We start from the raw sequence: 24,093 nt of genomic DNA, 5'->3' as shown, positions 1-24,093 counted from the left end.
AGGGCGATTAACCGTTACCTTGGTCGCCAATAATCCTACGATACCATTGCGCGTCAGGCCAGCTGCGGGTTTTACCGCGGGAACCACGCCGACAACGGGAATATCAAAGTTTTCACGCAATGCAGGAAGAGAGACTACGCTGGCCGTATTACAGGCAATGACAATAATATCAATATGATGACGCTGACAAAGAGCCCCGACCATTTTGACAACCCGTTCAGCAATCAGCTGTTCAGGCTTTTCGCCATAGGGAAAACCAGCATTATCAAAAGCATAAATAACGGATAAATCCGGCATCATCTGCCGGATTTCCTGAAATACGGAGAGCCCGCCCACGCCTGAATCAAAAACCAGTGCTGTTGGCATTGCGATCTCTCCTTATATTGTTGTTAGAAGGTATACGTTGCAGTGAGGTAATATTCCCGTCCTGCGGTTTCATAATTGCTGACTGTTTCATACTCTTTATTAAACAAGTTAGCTACTCTGCCACGAACGGTTAGTTGTTCTGTCACAGGGTAAGCCGCTGACACATCAACCGTACTATAGCTGGATAAGCGTTTTTGCTCATTCGCATACTCAGAGGTGTTGTTGTCATAGCGTTTGCCATAATATTGATATGATACATCCATATCTAAACCAAGCATATTCCAATCAATCTGATATTTTGCCTTATGCTTAGAACGACGCGCTAAAACTTCGTTGTCTTTATCCCGACGCGGATCCAGATATTCCAACGTAATACGATGCTCCAACGGGCCGGTATCAAAGGTTCCCGTCCACTCAATTCCTTTAATGGTAGCAGATTCGATATTGTAGTAACGCCCTTCCCAAGTCACAGGATCGGACTCATAGCCAATCAGATTGGTTATCTTGTTGCGATATGCCGCCAGACGCCAGTTTAATGGGCCGGTATCGCCTTCTAATCCGGCTTCCCATTGGCGAGACTCTTCCGGTTTCAGATCGTCGTTAGAGGATATATAAAAGCGCTGCGAACCATAGAGTTGTCCCAGCGTGGGTGCCAGAAATCCCGTACCATAAGAAATAGTGAAGCGATAGTCGGGAATAAACTCCCATGCCGCCGCTGTTTGCCAGGTTTCATGCCAACCAAACTGCTGATTTTTATCAGTTCTGAACGCCCCTTCCAGAGTAAAATCACCCAGCGATTTTTGCCCCGTCATGTATAAACCGGTGTTATCTCGCTGATAATTATTGGAGGTATAATTATCAGAAGACTCCAACTTCTCCTGACGCCAGTCAACGCCCGCACTCACTACACCACGATCCAACTTATAAGTATTTCCCCATTGCATATTGCGTTGAGTCACATCATCCAACGAGGTACCGTCGTTATACAGACCTTTAGCGCTATCGTAATTGTAATCTTTATACATTTGGTAGCTGGCTATCAGTTGAGAAGAGTAATTTCCCTCAAGGAAACGCAGCCCCACATCATAGTTACGGCTATATAATTGGCGTTCGTCATTATAGCTTCCGTCGTACTCTGAATTATTGCCATAGCCATAACCGCGTAAGAAGCCAGAAAACTGAGATGAGAACTGATGTTCAATTCCAGCCCAAATCGACTTGCTGCGGAATCCATCTTTATCGCTGTCCGGTGGATAAGAAGACTTTGGCTGTATATTGAAACCCCGGCTGTCCTCAAAAGCACCGGCTGCCGTCAGTGTCGTTTTATCACCAACGGTCTGGCGAACGCTGGCGTCATAAAGTTGATAGTGATTTGAACCCAAACCAGCTTCCAGCTTCGCACTATCTTTTTCAGCGTTGGTAATAATATTAATAACGCCACCAATGGCTTCTGAACCATAAACGGCTGAACGTGGGCCACGAATATATTCCACTCGCTGTACCAGAGAAATGGGAATCTGATTGAAATCAACAGTTCCCATAATGCTAGATACCGGTACACGAATACCGTCCACCAACACCAACACATGGCGTGATTCCGTTCCCCGCACATAAAGCGTTGATAGCTGACCACGACCACCGCTTTGGGAGATATCAACGCCCGGTAACCGACGCAAAACGTCGGTTAAACTTTTCGCTTGCCAAAGATCAATCTGGTCATGATCGACCACATCCATTGGTGCCAACACCGTAGAAACTGGTTGAGGAAACCGATTGGCAGTAACGACTATCTTTTCGCTCTCTTCCTGAGCCCATACGGAAAAGGCCGTAGCGGAAAGTGCTACGACTAATACTCTATTTTTTGTAGACATAATGTTAAGCATCCAACTCTAGTTGCAGGATGCCGCAAAAAAACAGCGCGTATACGCGACGGCTGCAATCAATGCGACAGAATACCGGCAGGTCTTCGGGCTCAAGGAGATTAACTTAGCAACGACTTCCCATCTGTAAAGACAGTGTCTGCCCTGCTCCAACATACTTTGTGGAACGGGCGGCTGCTATTTCCTGTTTACCGCTGCGCGTCAGCTCTGGATTTACACCAGATTCCCTTTTAACTCTCTGGGAGGCCGGAACACACACATGCTACAAGCAATCCTGTATAGATGTCTAGACTGCTATTGTCTTTTAATCATTTATCAAAGCTGGACATCACGTCATCATTCCCTACAATTCCGCCTTAATAAATGAATTCGTGACACTGATACTTGAGAGTACTTATGACCCCTGAGATGCTGCCAACTGACCAATACGATGCCCAACTGACAGATAAGAGACATCGATTGATCTCGATGATGGCCCCTTATTCGGCACCTGAGCCGCAAGTGTTTCGCTCACCACTCAGCCATTATCGTATGCGGGCAGAATTCAGGATCTGGCACGAAGGGGATGACCTGTACCACATCATGTTCGATCAGGCGACCAAACAGCGTATTCGGGTTGATGTTTTCCCCGCCGCCAGTGAACTAATTAACCGGCTAATGCCAGAGCTGTTAGCCGGTGTAAAACGTCATGCTTCACTGCGCCATAAGCTATTTCAGATTGATTATCTCTCCACAATTAGCGGTGAAATTGTGGTTTCGTTGCTTTACCACCGTCAACTTGACGATCTGTGGTTACAACATGCAACGCAGTTAAGAGACGATTTACGTTCTCGTGGGTTTAATCTGCAGTTAATTGGCCGTGCTTCGAAACAAAAAATCTGTCTGGATCGTGATTATGTCGATGAATGTTTGCCGGTAGGTGGACAAAAAATGATTTATCGCCAAACGGAAAACAGCTTCACGCAGCCTAATGCGGCCGTGAATATTCATATGTTGGAATGGGCTATCGACATCACTCGGGGTTCAAAAGGGGATTTATTAGAGTTGTATTGTGGTAATGGCAACTTCTCTTTAGCACTGGCCCGCAACTTTAACCGGGTGCTGGCGACTGAAATCGCTAAGCCATCAGTAGCCGCAGCCCAGTTCAATATTGCCGCTAACCAAATTGATAACGTACAGATCATTCGTATGGCGGCGGAAGAATTTACTCAGGCCATGTTGGGCGTTCGGGAATTTAATCGCCTGAAAGGTATCGATTTAACCAGCTATCAATGTGAAACCATTTTTGTCGATCCTCCTCGCAGCGGGTTAGATCAACAAACGGTGAAGATGGTACAGGCTTATCCGAGAATTCTCTATATCTCCTGCAACCCGGAAACGCTGTGTGAAAATCTGTTAACGCTTAGCCAAACGCATCAAATTTCTCGACTAGCGCTCTTCGATCAGTTCCCCTATACCCACCATATGGAATGCGGCATTCTGTTAGAAAAAAATGCCTGAACAAAGCAATAAAAAAGCCCCAATATCTATTGGGGCCAGGCTGTATATCAAATTATAATTTTTTTAGATGAACAACATTAGTCTGTTTGTTTTACCGCATTATGACGAGTCGTGATCCTTAATTTATAACCAATCCAGAACACCAACACGACACAAATAATCGTCAATAAAAAGTTAGAACCCATCCCTGTATATTCAGCCCGTATAACGGCACTGTACAAAAATAATCCTAGCAGGAAACAAGAGAAAGCCAGCGTTGGGGTTCCTTCTGGCATAGGTTGAGTCACATAGCGCTGATGCAGGCAATAAATAGAGAACCCCAAAGCAATTAGCGGAAAGATCGAGAAGGCAATGACTGAATCAAACAGCGCATTAAACGACCCGTTAAGTGACATACCGGCAATAAACGCCAACAGTAATGTCGCATATTCTTTACTCAATTTATCTGTCATCGCTCTTTCTCCTTTATTCGTCATGCCGTTATTCGTGAGGCAATACACCTTTCTCTTGTTCACGGCGATACAGGTAATACACGCCTTTTGAAATCATTCTCAACTGTAAGACCAACTTTTCTTCTAATAGTTTACGTTGGGCTATATCAATATCTAATGCTTCCGCTCCGGCACTAAATACAATAGTGACCATCGCTTCAGCCTGAGCCTCTGAATAACTACGAGGCATCTGGTTTGCCAGTTCCAGATAGTCAGCCAGTTCGGCAATAAAGTGTTGGATTTCTCTGACAACCGCAGCACGGAACGCGGCCGAGGTACCGGAGCGCTCACGCAGCAACAGACGAAACGCGTTGGGATTGTCGCTGATGAACTCCATAAATGTCGCCACCGATGTACGGATCACGCTGCCGCCTTTGGCAATACGCTGGCGGGCCTGACGCATAAGTTGACGCAGCATCAGTCCGCTTTCATCAACCATGGTTAATCCCAGCTCATCCACATCACGAAAGTGACGATAGAAAGAGGTTGGCGCAATACCGGCTTCCCGAGCAACTTCTCTCAGGCTTAAGCTGGCAAAACTTCTTTCCGCACTAAGCTGGCTGAAAGCCGCCTGAATTAATGTACGGCGAGTACGCTCTTTCTGTTGTGCTCTGACGCCCATCACGCCTAAATCCTTACTTATCATTTTTCGGTTTCGAATATCAACGGTCGGTATTCCAACCATTAACCGTCAATTGTATTAAAACCTAACCGTTGAAAAATAGAAAAGAAACATCGCTTTTACCTCAACCAACAAGGTAATCATCCAATTGCCGCAATCTTCTTCTGTTCTGATTCAATCACGCCAGGCATATGTCCAGCAATCGTCTCAGCCAATTGCTCATAGCGAGCACGCAGTGGGGAACCCGGACGATAGACTAAACCGATGGCTCTTTTTGGCTCCGGCTTATAACACGGTAAATAGCAGATTCCATCACGCTCTTTCTCCGCAGGCGTTGCCAGCAATGGCAGCAAAGTAATACCACTAGCTGCAGCAACCATGTTACGCAGCGTTTCCAGACTGGTTGCACGAAAATGTGAATCTTCATCCGCTCCAGCTTGGAAGCAGAAACCCAAGGCTTGATCTCGCAGACAGTGACCATCTTCCAGCATTAATAGCTTTTCACCAGCCAGCTCGGACATAACAATCTTGTCCCGCCCAGCCCATGGATGATCGGTGTAAATTGCCAAGCGCATAGGTTCATCATATAGAGGAATCTCAATAAAAGATTCTGTCTCTTTTACCAGTGCCAGAATGGCACAATCCAGCTTACCGCTGTCTAACTGAGCCAGCAGATCTTTCGTCTGTGCCTCGTGCAAATACATTTCTAGCTTAGGAAACTCTTTGTGTAACATAGGGATAATGTGTGGGAGCAGATAAGGCGCAACGGTTGGAATCAAACCGATATGCAATGGCCCGGACATTGTCTCACCCTGCTGGCTAGCCATTTCTTTTAATACTTTAACTTCCCGTAACACTTTTCTAGCCTGATCGACCAGCAACATCCCCGCCTGTGTGAATAGCACTTTACGGCTAGTTCTCTCCAGCAACATAACACCCAGCTCATCTTCCAGTTTGCGGATTTGCCCACTCAGCGTTGGCTGGCTCACATGGCAAGAATCTGCTGCACGCCGGAAATGGCAGTACTCAGAGAGTGCAACCAGGTATTCCAGATCGCGAATATTCATAGCTTAATCCCTTGCGTTTAGATAGATGATGACAATAGATAGGATAGCGACTAACGATTATACCTATTAATCCACCATATGGATAATCTTCATTAACAAAAACATGACGCGCGGCGGTAAAAATTAACGCCGATTCCAATTAATAAATAGAGGTTAACGAATGTTCACAACTCAGGAAGGAAAAAAAGTCCCTTCAACCGTATTCCATACTCGTCAGGGAGACAAATGGATTGATATTACTACCGACGAGTTATTTACCAATAAGACCGTTGTTGTTTTCTCTCTGCCGGGTGCATTTACCCCAACATGCTCTTCCAGCCACCTGCCTCGCTATAATGAACTGACCCCAGTATTCAAGAAATGCGGCGTCGATAATGTATTGTGCATTTCAGTTAACGATACCTTTGTTATGAACGCATGGCAATCTGAGCAACATGCTAGCAATATTACCTTCATTCCTGATGGTAACGGTGAGTTTACCAAAGGCATGAATATGCTGGTTGAAAAAGCCGACCTAGGATTTGGTCCACGTTCATGGCGCTACTCTATGCTGGTTCGCAACGGCGTCATTGAAAAAATGTTCGTTGAACCAAACAAGCCGGGCGACCCATTTGAAGTATCTGATGCCGATACCATGCTGAAGTACCTAGCTCCGGACTGCAAACTGCAAGAATCTATCGCTCTGATGACCAAGCCAGGTTGCCCATTCTGCGCCAAAGCTAAGCAAATGTTGCAAGAACGCGGTCTTCAATACGAAGAGATCATTTTAGGTACCGATGCGACAACCGTCAGTCTGCGTGCTATTACTGGTCGTTCTACCGTTCCTCAAGTTTATATTGGTGGACGCCACATCGGCGGTAGCGATGATTTAGAGAAGTACTTTGCCGTTCATAAACAGGCAGAGACTGCTTAAAACCGAATTTAAACCACTCTATTTAAAATTAGCCAATGGTAAGTTTTGGCGGACGCTTGTCCGCCTTTTTTTTGCATTTCAGGAGTCTTAAGGATGAAAAAATTACAGGTCGATGTTGCTGTTATTGGCGGAGGAACCGCAGGACTAGGTGCTTACCGGGCAGCAAAACGATTTACTCCCAGCGTTGTTATAATTGAAGGCGGTCTTTATGGTACAACCTGCGCCAGAGTGGGTTGTATGCCATCAAAGCTCCTTATCGCCGCCGCTGAAGCCGTACATCACATCGAAGTCGCGCCCGGATTTGGCGTTCATCCACAGGGTGAAACCCGTATTGATGGGCGAGAAGTCATGGATCGCGTTAAGCGCGAACGCGACCGTTTTGTTGGTTTTGTGTTGGAAGGGGTTGGCGAAATCCCTCAACAGGATAAGATCGACGGCTATGCCCATTTCATTGATGACAATACCTTACAGGTAAACAAACACACACAAATTCAGGCTAAGCGCATTGTTATTGCCACAGGGTCCCGACCAAGCTGGCCTCCACACTGGGACAATCTTGGCGATCGCCTGATTATTAACGACGATGTGTTTAACTGGAATGATTTGCCAACCTCTGTCGCCGTATTTGGGCCTGGCGTTATTGGTTTGGAACTAGGTCAAGCACTGCATCGCCTAGGCGTGAATGTCACCATGTTTGGCGTAGGCGGGGCTGTCGGCCCATTAACCGATGGAGCTATTCGTCAGTATGCCGCAGATACATTAAGTAAAGAGTTCCCACTTTACCCTGATGCCAAAGTAGAGCAGATGGAACGCCGAGATAATGGCGTATTTATCCGCTACAAGGATGACCAAGGGCAAACTCAGGAAATCACTGTTGAGTACGTATTGGCAGCCACAGGTCGCCGTCCTAATGTTGACAAGATTGGTCTGGAAAATACGTCACTGGAACTTGATGCGCGCGGTGTACCCGTTGCCGATCGTTTGACCATGCAAACCAGCGTTTCACATATTTTTATTGCTGGAGATGCCAGCAATCAATTACCACTCTTGCACGAAGCCAGCGATCAAGCGCGTATTGCTGGTGAAAATGCTGGGTCATATCCAGAAATTCTGCCAGGCCTTCGTCGTAGCGCCATTTCAGTTGTATTTTCTGACCCGCAAATTGCGATGGTTGGTGCGACTTACCGCGAATTAAATCAGAAATTTAGTGCCTGTGGCTGTTTTGAAATCGGCGAAGTTTCCTTTGAAAATCAAGGTCGTTCACGAGTAATGTTGCGAAACAAAGGGTTGCTGCACGTGTATGGTGAACAGGGAACTGGTCGTTTCCTTGGTGCGGAAATGATGGGGCCAAATGTGGAGCATATCGCTCACTTATTAGCCTGGGCCCATCAACAACAAATGACCATCAGCCAAATGCTAGATATGCCATTTTACCATCCAGTTATTGAAGAAGGATTAAGAACGGCGTTGCGCGATCTAAACGCTAAATTAAGGTTAGGTGATAGTGAAATAGAACGCTGTCAACGTTGCCCCGGTGAATAAAATATTAATTAGCTGTTTTATTTGATAAAAATACCAGAAAGCCTAGTGTAAACTTGGAAACGGATACCCGCCTCCACACACGCATCTGGTAAAACTGTCAAACATTAGGCAGAAATATCACCCCATATTGCATAAATGTAATACATTGCCGCTATCAATAGCGGCAATATAAACAATAAGTAAGAAAATTTTCACTTGTTTTCAAGAAACAATTCCCCTATTTAATGAATTTACAGCTATTATGTTATTCAACTAATGGCGCTTAAATAGTAGCAGACAAGGTAATGTCTCTTATATAATTTACGCCCGAATCTCTCATCAATTGACATGGAATGCGTTCGTTTTCGGAATAGATGGAATTATTAATTTCTCAAAAATACAATTATCTAAAATCATTTCCATTACTGATAACACTGATCCCTCTGATTAGTGAGGCCGCCCCTGGTCTTAAAAAAATCAACGATCAGCAACTAATTAATCAGCAAGAACGCCAAAAAGCATTAGAACAACAACTATCTCCGGACCTTCCCGATGTGCGGACTGAACTGCCCGCAGGTAGTACCACCATTGAACAATTTCCCACAGAGGAAACCTGCTTCACCATCAAGCAGGTGGAGTTGAGTGGCAGCCAGTATCTAACTCGTTGGTTATCGCTTCAGCCTATTGCCAATCAGGCCAATGGGCAGTGCCTCGGAGGGCAGGGTATCAATTTACTGATGAGCGCTCTGCAGAACCGTTTAATCGACAGAGGCTACATCACCACACGAGTACTGGCTCCACCGCAGGATTTAACTCGTGGCAAACTGGAACTGCAAGTACTGGAAGGGAAAGTCAGCCGTATTGCATTATCTCCGGACAGCGATAGCTACATTCAAACATTCAATACGCTTCCTGTATCCGAAGGTGATTTACTCAATCTAAGAGATATTGAACAAGGGTTGGAGAATTTACGTCGAGTTCCCACTGCTCAGGCTGATATCAACATGATACCGGGGCAAGAACCAGGGGAAACCGAGCTGGCTATCACTTGGAAACAGAGCCGTCATTGGCGATTAGGTGCCTCACTGGATGACTCCGGTACTGTAAGCACTGGACGCTATCAGGGAGGATTAACCCTGTATGTGGATAACCCTTTATCTCTTAACGATACTTTCTATATCTCCGGTGGCCACGATTTGCAGTGGAAAAACGATCGGGGAAGCCACAACTATGCCGCTCACTACTCGGTGCCTTATGGTTACTGGGGTCTGAATGCTACCTCTAGCGCTTACAGCTATAACCAAAAAGTCGCAGGCCTGATCGAGAATTATAACTACAGCGGCGATAGCAAAAACCTAACGTTTGGCTTAAGTCGTTTACTGCATCGTGGCGCATCACAAAAAACGACATTAACATATGATGTATTGCTAAGAGAAAGTCACAATTACATTAACGATACTGAGGTAGAAGTTCAGCGTCGGAATACCGCAGCATGGCGAGTAGGATTAATGCATCGCCACTATATTGATGCTATTACGCTGGATGCTGGCATCACCTATCAGCAAGGTACCCGCTGGTTTGGCGCACAACCTGCTCCAGAAGAGTATATTGGGCAAGCTACCGCGCTGAGTAAGATCTCTCAGCTGTCGGCTAATCTGGATTGGCCTTTTGACCTATTTGAACAGCAATTTAGTTTTCGCTCACAATATCAACGCCAGCTACCCTCAAGTACAGCCCTCACTTCTCAGGAACGTTTTTCCATTGGTGGTCGCTATACAGTACGTGGTTTTGACGGTGAACTCAGTCTGTCGGCAGATCGTGGTTGGTTTACCCGTAATGAATTAGCCTGGCGAACACCGCTGCCAGCACAAGAGTTATATGTTGGTATGGATTATGGCGAAGTCGGTGGCCGAGGAAGTAATTACCTGCTAGGAAAACATCTAGCGGGTACCGTTCTGGGGCTAAGAGGCTATGCCTTACGCACCAGTTATGATGTTTTTGCCGGAATCCCTACCTCGAAGCCGGATGGCTTCCACACTAACCCAGTGTCGTTAGGATTTAACCTTAGTTGGCAATATTGAGACTGCATGGATGCTGAAATTATCTAATAGAAAGACTACAAATAATAATTATTACACCTTTGAAAGAAAAGGGATTTATTCATGAACAAGAATTTATATCGCGTAATTTTTAACCGCGCACGGGGCATGCTGATGGTCGTGCCTGAGATAGCAGGGACTCACTCAGCAGAAAGCTCATCATCTGGCCGTGGACAAACCTTTGGTCAGCTCATTGCTGGCCTGTCTCCGCTAGTATTAATGACCAGTATCGCATTGGGCTTAGTCAGCATCAGTTTACCGGCTCAAGCCAATATTGTGGCTGACCCAAATGCTCCGGGTAATCAGCAGCCAACCATTCTCAATAGCGATAATGGTACACCTCAAGTCAATATTCAGGCACCAAGCTCTGGAGGGGTTTCACGCAACACCTACAGCCAGTTCGATGTCGATAATCGCGGTGCCATTCTTAATAACTCAGGATCGTCAGTACAAACACAGTTAGGTGGATATATTGACGGTAACCCTAATATGGCCAAGGGCAGCGCTAAGGTCATTCTGAATGAAGTCAACTCTCGGGACCCAAGCCACCTGAATGGTTATGTTGAAGTCGCTGGACAAAAAGCACAGGTGGTTATTGCCAACCCATCCGGTATTACCTGTGACGGCTGTGGATTTATCAACTCCGATCGGGCAACGTTAACTACCGGTACTCCGGTGATGAATAACGGCAATCTTGAAGGCTATGATGTCCGTCAAGGAAAAGTCACCATTCAGGGCAAAGGGCTGGACAGCAGCAAACAAAGTTATACGGATATCGTAGCTCAATCCGTTGAAGTGAACGCTGGTGTATGGGCCAATGAATTAAATGTGGTGACGGGTAAGAACAAAGTCAGTGCAGATACTAAACGCGTGGAAAAACAGGGTGGCCGTGATGCCAACAGCCCAGAGTTCTCGGTTGACGTGTCCGCATTGGGGGGATGTACGCTAACAGTATTCGTATGGTGGGCACCGAAAACGGCGTTGGCGTTCGTAACGCCGGTCATATCGGTACTCAAGCGGGTTCTGTGGTGATTACTGCCGATGGCCGTATTGAGAACAAAGGCACCATCAATAGTGCGCAAAACCTGCAAATCTCCACTCAGCAAGGTATAAATAATCAGGGAACACTGCAAGGTAATCAGGATGTTACGCTCAGCGCGGAAGGCAAAATAGAAAATACCAGCACAGGTAAAATTAGCGCCGCAGGAAATGCCTCCATAAGTACTCAGGCTGATCTGACTAATCAGGGTGCGATTTCTGTCAGTAAAAAAGCCACGGTCAAGAGCAGTGCGAATATCACTAACAGCGGTACCATTGTTACCGGTCAAGAACTGTCTATTTCTGCCAATACCCTTGATAATAAAGGTACTTTAAAGAGCAGCGGTCGTACCACCGTGAGTACGCGCGGATATCTCAACAATACCGCAGGCGCTCAAATTATCAGTGATGGTTTCCTGAGTGTTAATAGTGGTGGTCCCCTGACTAATCAGGGCGACATGAGTGCGTCTGACGGCGCAACACTGACCAGCCAAAACGCATTTTTTAACAGCGGCATCCTACACAGTAAAGGCGATCTATGGATTAACGCTGACCAGTCAATCTCCAATTATGGGACTATCAGTGCTGACCGCAACCTCAGTCTTACGACATACGGAACCTTGTTTAACCAAAAAATGATTTATGGTAAAGGTTTGGTTTCACTGAATGCGGGTGGCAATGTAACCAATCAAGGCACTATTGGCTCTGACAGTAGATTAACATTGACTACTGCGGGTAGTCTGTTGAATAACGGTACGCTATACAGTCGTGACACGCTTGAAATTCATGCGGATAATGGCGTGAACAATAACGGTACCATCAGCACCAGTAGCGACCTAAACCTGACAACTAAAGGAAGTTTGCTAAATGATGGCACGATTTACACTAACAATAATGCCACCATCAATGCAGTTGGCTCAGTCACCAACGCAGGGACTATCGGTGCAGACCACAACCTCACGCTAACCACTTCTGATTCATTACATAACAAAGGCACCCTATACAGCAAAGGTACAGGGAATTACAGTATCAGCGGCAACTTCATCAACAGCAAATTAATGCGCAGTGAAGACCAGTTAATACTGAATGCCGATGGCTCGATTGTTAACGAAGCGGATATTTTCGCCTTTGCCGGTCTTAACCTGAGTTCGGGACAAAGCTTCTACAATCGTTCTAAGGTTTTCAGCGGCGGTAAAATCAATCTAAGAGCCACCAACAGTATTGTTAACGCATCAGCGCTAGTGTCATTAAATGATATTATGTTGGTGGCTGCCAACTTTAATAATACCAGTGAAGCTCTACTTGCGGCAGGCGTTAACGACAATGGCGAGATGACAGGCCACGGCGATATCGCTATCAAAGCTGCACAATCCGCTAACCTGCAAGGACAGATTGCCGCTACTGGCGAAATCAATGTTGTTGCTAACGGCATCAATCTGTCCGGCGCTCAAGTTAGTGCAGACAGTATGGTATTACAAGCGCAGCATGGTGGTATCAATACCGATTCAACTCACCTGTATGTCAACAATAGCCTGAATGCAGAGACGAGCAGCAGTTGGAGCAATTTAGGTGGTAGGCTGTATGCAAACCAACTAACGTTGAACGCCGCTTCACTAAATAATGATGCTTCTAGTGAAATCAGCGCTAACACAACACAGCTAAACATCCGTGGAACACTAACTAATCGCGGACTGATTGAAGGAATGCTCACTCACCTGCAAGCCCAACAAATCGATAACTATGGTACCGGCCGTATTCATGGTATCTGGCTGCAACTGCAGGCTAATACAATAAATAACCGTTTTGAAAATGGCTCCGCCGCCACACTGACTGGTGGTACAAGTATTAATATTGGCACCAATGTTTTAAATAACTACGCCCATTCACAGATTTTCAGCAATGGTGATATATCAATCGGTCAGACGCTAGATGAAAACGGTCGGGCATCCGGTCTGGCAAGCGAGATCCATAACCATAGTGCCACTATTGAAGCACAAGGGAATTTGAAGCTTGCAGTCAATCATCTACAAAACATTAATGACCACTTTGCCACTGAGTTACGAGAAGTATCCCACGAGAACATCACTGAATATTCTCTTAACAACCCCAATAATCGCTATACTCTCGATCAGCTCAGTTTTTATCAGGATAACAACAATATTACCTACGTTCTCTCTCCAGAAAATCCTGTGCAGGGCTCGAGTGACTACTATAAATACACTTATACTCAAATAACCAGAGAGACGACGATTACAGAAAACGACCCGGCGAAAATTTTAGCCGGTGGTAATTTGACCATTTCTGCCGATTCCGTTTTAAATGATGAAAGTCAAATCACCGCAGGAAACGCCCTGAATATTGACACCCATAATATGGCCAATATTAAAATTTCAGGCATTCGTTCTATTGATGAAGTTGGCACTGTAATACATTACGGTGCTAACACTCAGTTAGACAATCAATACACATCGAGTACTGTAACGCCAAATATCATTCTACAGTCTGATGAAATCATCAATAATGCTCCACCATATAATGATAATGACCAAACCCCAGTAAATCCACATCAGGAAAGCTATCGGCCAAATATCAATATTCCCACGATGAATATCGATCGGGTCACAGTGCAAGTTAATGAAATCAGCGGCCCTGGAGAAATAAATATTGTTGCCACTTCACCCGCTCAAAATATACCGTTACCAGATTCCAACCTGTACATAATGTCCCCTGCCGTAAGTAACAGTGCTCAGGTAGAAAGCGATCCGAAGTTTACTCATTATAAAACTTGGTTAGCTTCAGACTATATGGTCAATAGCTTAAAGACTGAACACAATAATACGCATAAGCGTTTAAGCGATGATTATTATGGACAACAGTTTGTTCGTGACCAAATCAGCAATCTAGCAGGACAACATCTTTTAAACCAATCTACCAATGATGAAGATCAGTATGCTGCGCTGATAAAGGCGGGGCTTGAGTTTGCTCAAAAATTTAATATCCCTTTAGGAGCTCCCCTGACATCAGAGCAGATGAGTAATCTGACTTCAGATATCATTTGGTTAATCAATCGTGAAGTCATTCAAGCTGATGGCACCAAACAAACCGTTCAAGTTCCTCAGGTTTACGCTGTCATGAAGCTATAAGAGATTGAGCCACTTATTTGGTCGAACCTGACAACGGATAGTTACCACACTATCCGTTGTTATTTTTATCTATCAATGAACAGAATACTTGAGCAATTAATCCTTCTTCACCACCGTGCTATGAGAAACGCTCTGAGACATCGCACGAACTGAGCGCAGCTCACTCTCATCTACAATTTGAGCCTGTTCCGCCAGAGCCGAAAAATCTTTCACCGTCCAATAACTATCGGGTACCGGTAACCGTTCCATATTATTGCTGGGCAAAAGACGAAATTCACCAATCTGATTTAACACAATACCTTGCCATACATCAGGCAAACTCAGGCGTAGCAACCGATCTGTTAACAATGAATCGTGGGAAGGAATACGATTGCTGCCCGTATCATAATTACGATAAAGCACTAAAAATTTTTCAGGTACCCGACGCTGGCTATCCCACCACTTTCCATCCAACAGCATAAATTGCCGCTTAGTACCTTCATAAGTTTCTGCACCCAGCTGTTCCAGTGCCTTTGGTAGCAGTTGAGTCACCGACTGTTGATACTGTTCCAAACTGCCGGCATGCCCTTGCAAAATAGACGTTAGCGCTAATCTCGAGCCTAATAAATTGGAATACAGATCTTCCGGTGAGAAACCCGATACCTCCTCGGGAAAGCCGGGAACATCCAATAACCCATACCACTGCGCTATCTCGTGCCAAGCAGCCATCTGAAAAGCGAGCTGTGCGGCTAAATAAGCGCTTAAGGTATAACGTTCTTCTGGACTGGATGGCGGTGTAAACGCGGTAAAAACAAACTGGCGTTTCGCCAACTCATCACCCAACTCAAGCTGCCATGCCTGACCCAAGCGTGGATAAATTTGGCTGAACAGGTAGAAAGTATTATCTGCCGTATCGCGAACATGAGCGATATCCAGAAAACCGCCCCGGTCGGTGTAGATATGCCCTACTCGCTCATCAGAAACGTTCAACAAATTGGCTGCCGTGTCCAACAGACTATCACTATAATGATGAGTACCCAGTTTATTGGCCTCAACAATATTACCAATTTGGTAGATCGGCAGCGGAATACCAATAACGCTAACCCCAAGGTTATAGCCAAACGCACAGCAAGGGCGTAAACCATCAGGTGGATTTATTGGCGCAATCACCGGATAAATCTGTCTAGCTGATTCAACAGGCATCGTTGAAAGATTAGGCTCAGAAGAAGTTATTAATAAGCCATCATTTTTACAGGCGGTCAACAATAACAAAAATAGCAAACTAAAATAGCGCATTAAAAAAGCCCCTCGGGCTAAACAAAAAAACATTAGAACAGTATTATTTCCTTGCCGCTACTATATCTGACTCGCGCAGAAAAGAGGGATAAGGATCTAAAACGCCCACTCTTGCCGATAATTATACCGAAAACAATAAAAATTAATGACAAAAAAAACCAAAAATCCAGCCAGTCAATATAATTAACAGCCCCTTAATATCTAAATAATAAATCTAAAAAAATAACCCATATCCTCACTTATCGTAAAAAAATTCTTATACTTATTTATAAAATATTTTTATATAATTTCGCTGCTATAACTTTTGAGAATTAAGTTCAGAAAATCTTCTCGACGAGAAAAAATAAATAAAAAACTCGCGATATAAAAAATAAATCAATTAATTCATCTAAAAAGGACTCTGAGGGTTTTATGGAAAAGACATTGCTGGCATGTACCATTAGCGCATTACTTTTAGGATTTTCAACCAATACACTGGCTTTTACTGAAGGTGTTTATGGTATTACAGTAAGTAATGAGTTCATTGTCGCATCTCCTCCGCTCCCTAATGGTTATATTCGCAGCGCCCAAATGGTTTCGCAGGGTGGCATAATTAACAATAATACTGTTAGTGACCGTGGGTACATCTATATCCAGGACGGCGTAGCTAACGGAACCACCGTTAATCAGGGTGGTTCGTTGATGCTTAATGCTAACTACGGCGCTCTGATTCGTGATACTCAGGTTAACGCTGGTGGTAATTTAGATTTCTCAGAAAACACTCGTTCTGTTGGCTATTTAAATGTAGCTCAGGGTGGCTTTGTCTATATCACTAACACCGTTCAAACCGTTAACATCACTACCAATGAGCCTTCTCCTCAAACCGATGTTATTGTTGAAAATTTGAATCTAGCGGGTCTACTTCGCATTGCCTACAGCTTTGACGGCGAGTATAAAAAAAGTGACATGGCACCGGCACCATCCATTCTGGGGGAAAAACAGATCACCAGAATTAATAATCTGAACCTTGATGGGGGGCATGTCGACCTCTTTCCTTACCCGGCTGGTGGTCAGTTTAACCATCTGGAAATTCAGAATCTATCCGGTCATGGTAACTTTGAAATGATCACCCAACTGGCAAATAACGCGGGTGATTTTATTAATGTATCGGGTACCGCTACTGGTCAGTTTGGCCTGAAAGTTACCGACAGCGGTAAAGAACCCTCTTCCTACGCCGATTTAACGCTGATTCACACCAATCAGGGCGATGCGGCATTTAGCCTGATCAATTCCGGCGGCACGGTAGATCTGGGCGTATACCAATATAAGTTATACAGCGCTCGTTCTGGAGAAAGTACCGACTGGTATCTGCATACTTCACCAGTAAAACCGACAGATAACGCTTCAGCAGAAGATGTCAGCCTGCCACCAGCGTCTTCTGGAGCATCAACGTCAAATTCAGGCAACAGAACGCTCAGTAATAGCGCTAAAGGTGTATTGAATATGGCAGCGGCACCGAGCTACATCCTGTCGGCTGAGCTTTCAACTCTGCGCCAACGTCAAGGCGATTTAACGCTGGATAAAGAGGGTTCCGCTGGCGTATGGGCTCGTTATACCAACGATAACAGCCGAATTTCCGATCATCATAACGTAGGCTTTAAAAACAACTTAAGCGGCCTAGAAATTGGTGGGGATAAACAACTCGATCTGAGCCAAGGCAAACTGCTGATTGGCCTGTTTACCTCTTATAGCAATACCGGTGTGAAATTCGATCAGAGTGGAAATGGTGAAGTCCGCAGCTATGGCGGCGGTGCTTATTTAACCTATTTGGACAACTCCGGTTTATACATTGATACCGTAGTTAAAGGAAACCATCTGAGTAATGATATCCAGACTCAGAGCAATAGCGGATATACTGCAAACGGTAGCTACAGCCAGAATGCCATTACCGCATCTATTGAAAGTGGATACAATATTCCGTTATGGCAAACATACTCTGCAGAACCCTATGCCAAAGTACAGTATTCACGCATAGAAGGCGCAGACTACAAATTAAGTCATGGTATGTACGCCAACATTGATGACACAGATAGCGTACAGGGCGAAATAGGTACACTGTTAAGTACGACTTTCACGCCGAACGATATGGCAGTGAAACCTTATATTAAACTGGCCGTTGCTCGTGAATTTATTAAGTCGAATAATGTGAGTATTAATACCATCGACTTTAATAATGACTTCTCGGGTAACATTGGCAAGTATGGATTTGGTGTTGATGCAGCAGTAAGTAACCATGCATCAATATATACCGAAGTGGATTACCAAAACGGTAATAAAGTAGAAACCCCTGTCAGGGTTGATGCTGGGTTCAGAATTCGTTTTTAATTTGTGAAAGCCTAATCTCAGCCATGAGATTAGGCTATTGAAATTAGCTTCGGATTCAATATGAAAATATTTGTCAAAAAAATATGGCTAAAATTCTTTATTGAAAATATCGTCACCATCCCTTCATAACTAAATGAAAGGTAAAGAGAGAAATTCAATATTTAGCATATTAGGTTTATAACCTGAATCTATTTCTTATTTTTTGCAATAGCATAAAAGCAGTCTGCTTTTAATATAAACATTACCAGGAGGGTAATTAATGAATAAGGCTATTTTATCAACAATCATATTGTTGAATTTAGGTTTCGCTCAAGTTTCTCAGGCACAGGATCAAACCATTACCCTGGGTTATTCTCAAAGCCACTTTGAAGAATTTGGCGGTGTTAGTGGCGTGAACATTAAATATCGCTATGAGTGGGACTCCCCATGGAGCGTCATTTCTTCATTCACTTATATGGACGGTAATACAGAGAAAAATTATCAGCGTAGCAGCTACAATATAAAAGCTCATGGTGATGTGGATTACTACTCATTATCTGTTGGCCCAGCTTATCGTATTAATGATTATGTTAGCCTGTATTCCCTATTTGGTGCAGCTACAGGTACGTTTAATTATTCTGCAGACAAATACAGTAAACAAAACCAATATATGTACCATATGAATAAAGATGGCACTAAGCACACGACCACATTTATGTATGGTGCCGGAGTACAAGTTAATCCGATGGAAAACTTTGCTATCGATATTGGTTACGAAGGTACCCACATGGAATACCAAGGAATGCAATTTACCTCCAACGGTTTTAACGTTGGCGCAGGTTATCGCTTCTAATTTCCCTATCGATTAAAAAATTAAAGCCCGTAAATTACACGATATTTACGGGCTTTTTTATAACAACATGATTATCAGAATCAGATATCTAATCGAACTTTAGCCGCATCAATTGCACTGGCAACCTGTTGTGGGTTAACCCCGCCTTTAGCACAGCGTTTTTCCAGACAGGATTGAAGCGATAACGCAGGATAGACATCTTCGTCGATTACCACATTAAACTGTTTAAGCTGTGATAATGACAGTGCTTCCAAGGCTTTGCCCTGCTTAATGGCTTCCAGCACCGCCGATCCTACAATATGGTGGGCTTCACGGAACGGAATACCTTTCGCTACCAGATAATCCGCCAGCTCTGTCGCATTGGCATAGCCCTGCTGAGCCGCTTCCTGACAACGCGGGCGTTTAACCTGAATGCCATCCAGTACCAGCACCGCCATATGCAGGCAATCCAGCCAAGTATCCAGCGCATCAAAGATACCCTCTTTGTCTTCCTGCATATCTTTGTTATAGGCTAACGGCAGGCCTTTAAGCGTCATTAACATACCGCTGAGCGCACCCTGAACACGACCGCATTTACCGCGAATCAATTCCAGCGCATCTGGATTTTTCTTCTGTGGCATCAGGGAGGAGCCGGAAGTCACTCGATCAGACAGCTCAACAAAGCCAGACTCACCGCTGTTAAAGAAAATCAAATCTTCAGCAAAACGGGACAGATGCACCATACTGATAGAAGCATCAGAGAGTAACTCCAGCACATGGTCACGGTCAGAAACACTATCCAGACTGTTACGGGTTGCACCACTAAAGCCTAACCAGCCAGCTAACTGGTCACGGTCAATTGGGTAAGCGGTTCCGGCTAATGCGCCACTACCCAGCGGGCTGGTATCCATGCGCTTTAGCGCATCCTGCAGGCGACTTTCATCACGAGCTAACATTTCAGTATAGGCCAGACACCAGTGGGCAAAGGTCACCGGTTGAGCGCGTTGCAGGTGAGTATAGCCCGGCATTACCGCGTCCTGATTCTGCTCTGCCGTCATCACCAGCGCCTGTTGTAGCTCTTTTACCGCACTTAACAGCAAGTTAACCTGTACCTTGCACCACAGTTTTAAATCAGTGGCGACCTGATCGTTACGGCTACGCCCAGTATGCAGTTTTTTACCTAAATCACCCACTTTACCAATCAGCTTCTGCTCTACCCAGCTATGAATATCTTCTGCATCGCTGGCTAAAATAGCTTCCGGTTCAGCTTGAACTTCAACTAAAAGCTCATCTAACGCCTTTTCTAATTTTTTTTGTTCTTCAGCCGTTAATACATTAACTGTCACCAGCGCTTTTGACCACGCGACTGAACCAATAATATCCTGCTCGGCTAAACGATAATCAAAACGCAGTGAATCATTAAACAGTTTAAAACGCTGATCCGCCGCTTGGCTAAACCTACCGCCCCACAATGCCATATTTTTTACTCCTGAAAAATCAAAGCAATACTTATCACTTTAGATTGATGACCATGACATACCAACGCTGATGTTAAGCCCTAGCTAGCTCAGACACGGCATTCTTATGGCAAAATCTACACTAAAGTGAAAATAAACAACATGCTAAAGTAGCTAAAGTAAAAGGGCGATACAAATATCGCCCTTTTAATATAAAACCCAATCGTCAGGCCTTTGGCCCGACGAACTCCGATACCAAGTACAGATAGTTTTCTGGTCGGACTATCCGCAGGGACCCGATTAGATCAAGTTAAAAAACTACTTCTTCAACTCATTCAACGCACGAATCCGACCTGACAGTGAGAACAACCGAATGAACCCACCTGCATGGCTGTGATCGTAGACTTCATCTTCACCAAAGGTAGCAAATTCTTCAGAGTAGAGGCTGTTAGAAGATTTCTTCTGAATTGCCGTTGCCTGACCTTTATACAGTTTAACGACCACTTCACCATTCACGTCCTGAGCCAGCGATTCTGCAGCAGCTTGAAGTGATTTACGCAGTGGCGCAAACCAACGACCATCATAAACCACATAGGCCATTTCCAGACCTAACTGCTCACGCCATTTGAAGCTATCGCGATCCAATACCAGTTGCTCAACACCACGTAGCGCAGTCACCATAATGGTACCCCCCGGGGTTTCATAGCAACCACGAGATTTAATACCAACCAAACGGTTTTCAACAATATCGATACGACCCACGCCATGCTTGGCACCCAGCTCGTTCAATGCTTCCAGACATTTGAATGGACTCATCGCTTTGCCATTCACTGCGGTTACCCGCCCTTTTTCTACCGTTACAGTAACCAGCTCTGCTTGGTCTGGTGCATCTTCAGGAGAGGCGGTCCACACCCAACAATCTTTATTCGATGCATTCCACGGGGTTTCTAACACGCCGCCTTCCGTAGAGATGTGCCATGCATTTTCATCACGGCTATAGATTTTTTCTAGTGATGCCGTAGTCGGAATATTACGCTCTTTCAGATAGGTCAGCAGCGCTTCACGGGAACGCAGGTTCCACTCACGCCACGGAGCAACCACTTTCAGATGAGGCGCTAGCGCAGCATAGGTCGTTTCAAAACGCACCTGATCGTTACCTTTACCGGTTGCACCGTGGCACACTGCATCAGCACCCAGTTGCAGCGCCAGTTCCACCTGAGCTTTTGCAATCAGGGGACGAGCCATTGAGGTACCCAGCAGATAGCTGCCTTCGTACAGCGCACCCGTTTGCAGAACCGGGTAAACATAGTCTTTGATAAACTCTTCACGCAGGTCAACAACATGACAAGAGGAAGCACCGGAATTCAGCGCTTTTTGCTCTACGCCGTCGAGATCCGCACGTTCCTGACCGATATCAGCCACAAACGCTATTACTTCACAGTCACCATAGTTCTCTTTTAACCACGGAATAATCGCAGAAGTATCCAGGCCGCCGGAGTACGCTAAAACAATTTTCTTAATACCACTCTTATTCATCACGAATTCCTTGATTGCTAAGTCTTAAAGTTATTCAGTTACGACTGATTAATGAATATTTTACTGTGCTAAATCTGTTCTGGCTGTATGCCCTAAGCCAGAATACGGGTTCCTACCGGAACGCCGTTAAATAGTGCGGGTAACTGCTCAGCATTACGCCAACTGGCAATATCCACCGGACGGCCAAGCGAACGGGCTGCATCCAGTGCGGCATTCACTTTAATCACCATACCGTCAGTGATGATACCTTGCGCAATCAGCTTCTCCGCTTTATCTGCGGTAAGCTCCGCAATACGCTGGCCTTTACCATCAAGAATACCGCTAACATCGGACAACAGAACTAAATCTGCCCCCAACGTTGATGCCAGTGCGGTTGCTGCCTGATCGGCATTGACATTCATTAATACACCTTCTGGCGTAATACCAATGGAGCTGATAATGGGTAAGTAGTCACTCGCCAGCAGCGTTTGAATCAGCTTCTTGCTGCCGGCTTTAGCTTCCCCTACATGACCTAAATCTTCAGAAAGCTGACTAACTTCCACCATATTGCCATCCGCCAGACACAGGCCAATGGCATCAATATCATGCTTTCTGGCGGCTGCCATCAGGGTCTTATTCGCTGTTCCTGCTAACGCACCGGTAATGGTACCGATCTGATCTTCCGGCGTGACGCGTAAACCATTACGACGGATCACCGGTAAAGCCAGTTTTTTCATCAGCTCATCAACCAGACAACCGCCACCGTGTACGATCACCAACTGACGCTGATGCTTTTGCTTATACGCTGCCAGGGCCACAAACAAACGCTCCATTGCTTCATCACTGTCCAGCAATGCGCCGCCGAGTTTAATAATTAATGGATTCATCCTTCTTCTCCCTAGAGTAAGGACTGGGTTTCATTGAAGCCAAAGCGTAAATTCATACACTGTACGGCCTGAGCTGCGGCACCTTTCAGCAGATTATCTTCCGCTGACACCACGATAATATGTTGACCATCAACAGCAAAACCGATGTCGCAAAACGGCTGACCAATCACCGATTTTAACGCCGGCATCCCTTTTCCATAGACCCGAACTAACGGTTTATTGTGATAAGCATTGTAAAATGCCATCTTAATCTCTTCTTCACCAACGCCCGATTTTAAACGACAGGTAATGGTTGCCAGAATCCCGCGTGGAAAATTGCCAAGATGAGGGGTGAAAATTACTGGAATACCCAAATGTGCAGCAATTTCTGGCTGATGACGATGAGTGAACACGCCATAAGGCTGTAGACTGACCTCGCAAAAACTGGTGGTCATACTGGCCTTACGCCCTGCGCCACTAACACCGCTAATAGCATTGATCACCGGCCACTGCTGCTCATCCAGCAACCCGGCCTCAACCAATGGCTTAAGCGCCAGTTGCGATGCCGTCGGATAACAGCCAGCAACCGCCACCAACTGCGCCTGCTTAAGTTTTTCTGTTTGCCATTCCGCTAAACCGTAAACGGCTTTTTTCAGCCAATCACCATGCTGGTGAGCAAAACCGTAATAACGCGTATAGAACTCAGGTGAGTCAACCCGGAAAGCACCGGACAAATCAAACACCACACAGCCTGCCGCTAAAAATTGCGGAGCAAGATCGTGACTAACTTCATGGGCTGTCGCCAGAAACACCACGTCGACGCCTTTTGCCGCTTCGGCTACATGGGTTAATGGTTGAAGCGGTAAATCCACCAGCCCTTTCAACTGTGGATGCAGATCTGAAAATATTTTCCCGCATCAGCACTCTGCGCTGATACCATCAATCCTTTGATATTGACTTCAGAATGACGACGTAAGTACGCTGCCAGTTCTGCACCGGTATAACCACTTGCGCCGACGATAAGTGTCTCGAGCATAAAATAGACCTGTTTAGTTGCGTACAAGGTTTGGAAACAGCGGTACGCTTACGGTAATGTGGATGAATATTGCTTAAGGTACGAAATTCTGTTCCCTTAGACAATCCCTTATTGTATTTTTATGCAAAA

16 protein-coding genes, 2 pseudogenes and 1 riboswitch (1 of these 19 cut by a window edge) are annotated in these 24,093 nt (G+C 45.2%); of the genes and pseudogenes, 8 read left to right on the top strand and 10 right to left on the bottom strand.

Translation table 11 applies throughout. The features are described from left to right. Both murI and btuB read right to left on the bottom strand, forming a co-directional pair. On the bottom strand, positions 1–366 hold the start of the coding sequence (murI, locus tag HYN51_RS00785; RefSeq protein ID WP_108901111.1) for a glutamate racemase. The gene continues 426 nt to the left of window position 1, outside the view; the window shows 366 of its 792 coding nt (coding positions 1–366); it begins with the start codon at positions 364–366; its stop codon lies beyond the left edge, outside the window. A 23-nt stretch (positions 367–389) separates the two neighbouring features. Next, the gene (gene btuB / locus HYN51_RS00780; RefSeq protein WP_108901110.1) at positions 390–2,237 is read right to left on the bottom strand and encodes a TonB-dependent vitamin B12 receptor BtuB; all 1,848 of its coding nucleotides are present in this window, start codon (positions 2,235–2,237) and stop codon (positions 390–392) included. A 69-nt stretch (positions 2,238–2,306) separates the two neighbouring features. Then, positions 2,307–2,512, bottom strand: a riboswitch (cobalamin riboswitch). Between the two features lie 130 nt (positions 2,513–2,642). On the opposite strand from btuB, the gene trmA reads away from it, so the two are divergent. After that, positions 2,643–3,746 carry a tRNA (uridine(54)-C5)-methyltransferase TrmA gene (trmA, locus tag HYN51_RS00775; RefSeq protein ID WP_108901109.1) on the top strand — a complete coding sequence of 368 codons (1,104 nt, stop codon included), beginning with the start codon at positions 2,643–2,645 and terminating at the stop codon, positions 3,744–3,746. Positions 3,747–3,823: 77 nt separating this feature from the next. Here the strand turns inward: trmA and HYN51_RS00770 are convergent, their stop codons facing one another. The 3 genes from HYN51_RS00770 to oxyR form a co-directional block, all read right to left on the bottom strand. After that, complete coding sequence (locus HYN51_RS00770; protein ID WP_108901108.1) at positions 3,824–4,198, bottom strand: YijD family membrane protein; 375 nt, start codon at positions 4,196–4,198, stop codon at positions 3,824–3,826. 28 nt (positions 4,199–4,226) lie between these two features. After that, positions 4,227–4,859 (bottom strand): HTH-type transcriptional repressor FabR, encoded by a 633-nt coding sequence (gene fabR / locus HYN51_RS00765; RefSeq protein ID WP_108901107.1) that lies wholly within the window; start codon positions 4,857–4,859, stop codon positions 4,227–4,229. Positions 4,860–4,999: 140 nt separating this feature from the next. After that, positions 5,000–5,926 (bottom strand): DNA-binding transcriptional regulator OxyR, encoded by a 927-nt coding sequence (oxyR, locus tag HYN51_RS00760; RefSeq protein ID WP_108901106.1) that lies wholly within the window; start codon positions 5,924–5,926, stop codon positions 5,000–5,002. A gap of 160 nt (positions 5,927–6,086) precedes the next feature. Between oxyR and HYN51_RS00755 the strand changes: the two genes are divergently transcribed. From HYN51_RS00755 to HYN51_RS00735, 5 genes and pseudogenes are all read left to right on the top strand, one after another. After that, positions 6,087–6,839 carry a glutathione peroxidase gene (locus HYN51_RS00755; protein ID WP_108901105.1) on the top strand — a complete coding sequence of 251 codons (753 nt, stop codon included), beginning with the start codon at positions 6,087–6,089 and terminating at the stop codon, positions 6,837–6,839. Positions 6,840–6,932: 93 nt separating this feature from the next. Further along, positions 6,933–8,381, top strand: coding sequence for a dihydrolipoyl dehydrogenase (locus HYN51_RS00750; RefSeq protein WP_108901104.1), 1,449 nt, complete (start codon positions 6,933–6,935; stop codon positions 8,379–8,381). A gap of 353 nt (positions 8,382–8,734) precedes the next feature. Next, complete coding sequence (locus tag HYN51_RS00745; protein ID WP_108901103.1) at positions 8,735–10,441, top strand: ShlB/FhaC/HecB family hemolysin secretion/activation protein; 1,707 nt, start codon at positions 8,735–8,737, stop codon at positions 10,439–10,441. 81 nt (positions 10,442–10,522) lie between these two features. Further along, positions 10,523–11,679 (top strand): annotated as a pseudogene (locus HYN51_RS00740) (two-partner secretion domain-containing protein); the annotation flags it as partial. Then, on the top strand, positions 11,653–14,640 hold the full coding sequence (locus tag HYN51_RS00735; RefSeq protein WP_456237237.1) for a beta strand repeat-containing protein: 2,988 nt from the start codon (positions 11,653–11,655) through the stop codon (positions 14,638–14,640). The pseudogene HYN51_RS00740 and the gene HYN51_RS00735, both read left to right, overlap by 27 nt. Positions 14,641–14,736: 96 nt before the next feature. Here the strand turns inward: HYN51_RS00735 and HYN51_RS00730 are convergent, their stop codons facing one another. Then, positions 14,737–15,915 carry a DUF4056 domain-containing protein gene (locus HYN51_RS00730; protein WP_108901100.1) on the bottom strand — a complete coding sequence of 393 codons (1,179 nt, stop codon included), beginning with the start codon at positions 15,913–15,915 and terminating at the stop codon, positions 14,737–14,739. A 411-nt stretch (positions 15,916–16,326) separates the two neighbouring features. Between HYN51_RS00730 and HYN51_RS00725 the strand changes: the two genes are divergently transcribed. After that, positions 16,327–18,279: an autotransporter outer membrane beta-barrel domain-containing protein gene (locus HYN51_RS00725; protein ID WP_108901099.1), complete on the top strand. Its 1,953-nt coding sequence runs from the start codon at positions 16,327–16,329 to the stop codon at positions 18,277–18,279. Between the two features lie 259 nt (positions 18,280–18,538). Beyond that, on the top strand, positions 18,539–19,111 hold the full coding sequence (locus tag HYN51_RS00720) for an Ail/Lom family outer membrane beta-barrel protein (protein ID WP_108901098.1): 573 nt from the start codon (positions 18,539–18,541) through the stop codon (positions 19,109–19,111). A gap of 80 nt (positions 19,112–19,191) precedes the next feature. Here HYN51_RS00720 and argH read toward each other — a convergent pair whose 3' ends face one another. From argH to argC, 4 genes and pseudogenes are all read right to left on the bottom strand, one after another. Then, the gene (gene argH / locus HYN51_RS00715) at positions 19,192–20,568 is read right to left on the bottom strand and encodes an argininosuccinate lyase (RefSeq protein ID WP_108901097.1); all 1,377 of its coding nucleotides are present in this window, start codon (positions 20,566–20,568) and stop codon (positions 19,192–19,194) included. A gap of 297 nt (positions 20,569–20,865) precedes the next feature. Next, positions 20,866–22,083 carry an argininosuccinate synthase gene (locus HYN51_RS00710; RefSeq protein WP_108901096.1) on the bottom strand — a complete coding sequence of 406 codons (1,218 nt, stop codon included), beginning with the start codon at positions 22,081–22,083 and terminating at the stop codon, positions 20,866–20,868. Between the two features lie 92 nt (positions 22,084–22,175). Continuing rightward, a complete protein-coding gene (argB, locus tag HYN51_RS00705; RefSeq protein ID WP_108901095.1) occupies positions 22,176–22,949 on the bottom strand; it encodes an acetylglutamate kinase in 774 nt (257 codons plus the stop codon). Between the two features lie 11 nt (positions 22,950–22,960). Beyond that, positions 22,961–23,964 (bottom strand): annotated as a pseudogene (argC, locus tag HYN51_RS00700) (N-acetyl-gamma-glutamyl-phosphate reductase). Positions 23,965–24,093: the final 129 nt, after the last annotated feature.

This window comes from Limnobaculum parvum (assembly GCF_003096015.2).
GTDB classification, from domain to species: domain Bacteria; phylum Pseudomonadota; class Gammaproteobacteria; order Enterobacterales; family Enterobacteriaceae; genus Limnobaculum; species Limnobaculum parvum.
The sequence above is the reverse complement of the archived record's forward strand: the minus strand, read 5'-3'. Positions and strand labels throughout refer to the sequence as shown.